The organism is Leyella stercorea (assembly GCF_021531355.1).
In the GTDB taxonomy this organism is placed as follows: domain Bacteria; phylum Bacteroidota; class Bacteroidia; order Bacteroidales; family Bacteroidaceae; genus Prevotella.
The window spans coordinates 1-2,780 of the sequence record NZ_JADYTS010000133.1; the positions used below are offsets into that span (position 1 = coordinate 1).

A 2,780-nucleotide genomic window follows, 5' to 3' on the forward strand; every position below is an offset into this window, starting at 1 on the left:
ATAGGCTTCAGAGTGCATACGACAAGGCTGTCAAGGAGCGTGATGACTTGAACGGTCGTATGAATAGAAGCAATCAGGAGACATTCGGTTCCAAGAGTCTGAAGCAGAGTGGCAGGGGCAAAGTTGTCAAGAACGACCGTCAGAAAGAACGTGACGATTGGGCTTCAAAAGATGACAATGACAATAATGCCTCTTCCGCTTCTTCGTCTGCTGACGGTGAAATAGACCAGACTAAGGTAAAATCAGAGAATCTGAGTCGTTCAGGAAGAAATGGTATGAAGTACAACCGTATGAACGCTGCCAAGACCATAACTCTTGAGACATCCTTGGAAGGTGCGCCAGAAGACATGAAGTTTATCGGTTATAAGGACATAGAGGAATACACCAAAAAGAGTTATGTGGAATGTACGGTTTTCAAGGTGGCGGTCTATGAGGACAAGTTCGGTATGCGGCATGACTTTTATCAGCCCAAGGATGAAAAGGATACACGCCGCCCGAACTTGAATGTGGTTCCTTCGACGCATTGTACCCCTGAGTTCTTGGCGGATTTGGTTGTTGACCACTATATGCTGATGACTCCCATATACAGACAGTCGATACGCAATATTCTTGACAAGCTGCAGATAAGCAGCAACACAAATAGAAATTGGCTGACACAAGGTGCGGAACTGCTCACTCCGATAATCCGTCTTCTCAAGAAGAAGCTGCTAAAGGTGAAGTCCATTCTTAACATTGACGAGACATGGACAAAGGTCAGAATCAAGTTTAAGGGTGACAAGACCAAACTCGGCAGATACTTCAAGAAGTACGTGTGGGTTCTTGTGAACAAGGCGAAGCAGATAACCTACTTCTTTTATGACAATGACGAGAATGACAGCCGTGGCAAGAGACCGATACAGACATTCTTGGGAGATTTCTTGGGTACCATACAGTCGGATGGCTATGTGGTGTACAAGGAGCTTACCAAGGACAATCCCGCTAACGAGCACTTGATGTGCTGGGCGCATGTCCGTAATAAGTTTGAAGCGGTATTCAAGGCTTGCAAAGATGCCGATGCTGACACTTTCGTCAAATTGATAGCCACGCTGTATCGCGTAGAAGCAGAATGCTTGCTGAACCATTATACACCACAGCAAATCAAAAAGCGAAGACAGCAAAAGGATGTGACCAAGATACTGAGCCTTATCTATAAGAAGGCAAACGGGATGCTTGCAAATCCTATTCGCTATCATTATAGTGACATGATGCGCAAGGCGTTGGTTTATTTGACATCCAATTGGGAAGACCTTATCAAGTATCGAAACGATGGTCGTTTTACAATAGACAATATGCTCGCAGAACGTGCTGTACGTCCATTTACGGTGAAAAGGAAGAACTCATTGTTTTTCAGTAGTGAGGATGGCATAGAGTCAGCCTTGAAATACCATACGCTCATTGAGACATGCAAAAATGTAGGTCTCAATGTGAAGGAGTATTTCACTTATGTATTCAGCAGACTTATAGAGGGTGAGAAGGACTACGAAAAGCTTCTCCCCAGTGCTGTTGCACGGTAAATTCAAATAAACAAAAGTTAAAACAAAAATAATCAATGGCTCTCCAGCCCCTGTTTATAAGGGGTTGGAAGCAATTGAGTGCTTACAATTGCTCCATTATTGAAAATATTCCTCCAAAAGGAGTGAGTTCCTCAGATTTAATTTGTATTTTTGCCATGTCATATCAGAGTTTTGCTTGTTTATTTTTGCAACACTAAGATAAGTGAATTCTTCGACATGGCAAAATCCTGGGCAACTTTTTGTTGCTCAGGTACTTAAAAAGTTATATTTGTAATAGTGTTGCGGAATTAAGGACAAGAGATTTTATCTTTCTATAAAGCAAAGTACCCTAATTATAGCGATTTTAGGGCAATGATGAGCCTTACTTATTTCGAGGACGCAGAAATGCAACCTATGCCCAAGATGTTTGATAAAACTTCATGGGCTGAAATGCAGAAAGCAATAATTGAAAAAGTAAAACTTTTACAATAGAAATAAGTTATCATTTAATACTCAACATTCAACATTGCGCTTCGCGCATAACTCAACATCGGCAAAGCCGACAATTCAACAATCAAAACTCAACATTCAAATCCCCATCCGAGTGACGGCAAGCGCAGAGCGATTCTGTGATGGGGAACCAGTTAAAAAAAGGTATATGACTATGCGAACCAATATTGAACTCTCTCCATTAAAAAGAGAAATCGAATCAATCTTTAATCCACGCAACATAGATACGGATTGTGATACAATAGCCAATCTGCTATGTTCCTTCAAGGAGGTTGTCAACAAAGACATGGCGAAAGGCAACTATCACCAAGCCTTTGATACGTTCTTGGAGATATTGGATTCTCTTTCCAACCATTTTGTGAAAGATGAGCACTTCTGTTATTTTGATGACATGTATAGTCCCGACTATATTTGTTATGACATACTAAAGTCCATTATTGCACAAATCAAGATAGGGAAAGTTCCTGCAGAAGATGTTGCCTACCTTGATAAAGGAATCGCAAAGATTGCAGCGATGGAGGCGTATGAAGATTATGGCACTCCTTTCTGTGTAATGGATTGGCGAAAGTTTATGGATACATTATAAGAACATTAATTGTCATAAATTATCCACAAATTACCTTGAACTCAAAACTTTATTCAAAATGCTAATGCAGTTAACCCACTGAAAAATAGTGGGTACGCTGTATTGGTGGTTTACAAAACACTTGCTGTCGCTGAACGTATATTATCGTAAAT

At 40.8% G+C, this 2,780-nt stretch carries 2 protein-coding genes; both read left to right on the top strand.

All coding sequences use genetic code 11. The features are described 5' to 3' along the window. The coding region (tnpC, locus tag I6E38_RS14520) for an IS66 family transposase (RefSeq protein WP_235394656.1) at window positions 1–1,553 on the top strand (1,553 nt) is incomplete at its 5' end. Window positions 1,554–2,196: 643 nt separating this feature from the next. Beyond that, window positions 2,197–2,628 (top strand): hypothetical protein, encoded by a 432-nt coding sequence (locus I6E38_RS14525; RefSeq protein WP_235394657.1) that lies wholly within the window; start codon window positions 2,197–2,199, stop codon window positions 2,626–2,628. Window positions 2,629–2,780: the final 152 nt, after the last annotated feature.

What these genes read in the sequence shown, in the direction of transcription:
- I6E38_RS14525 (WP_235394657.1), top strand. Translation starts at nt 2,197, where the DNA reads ATGCGAACCAATATTGAACTCTCTCCATTAAAAAGAGAAATCGAATCA.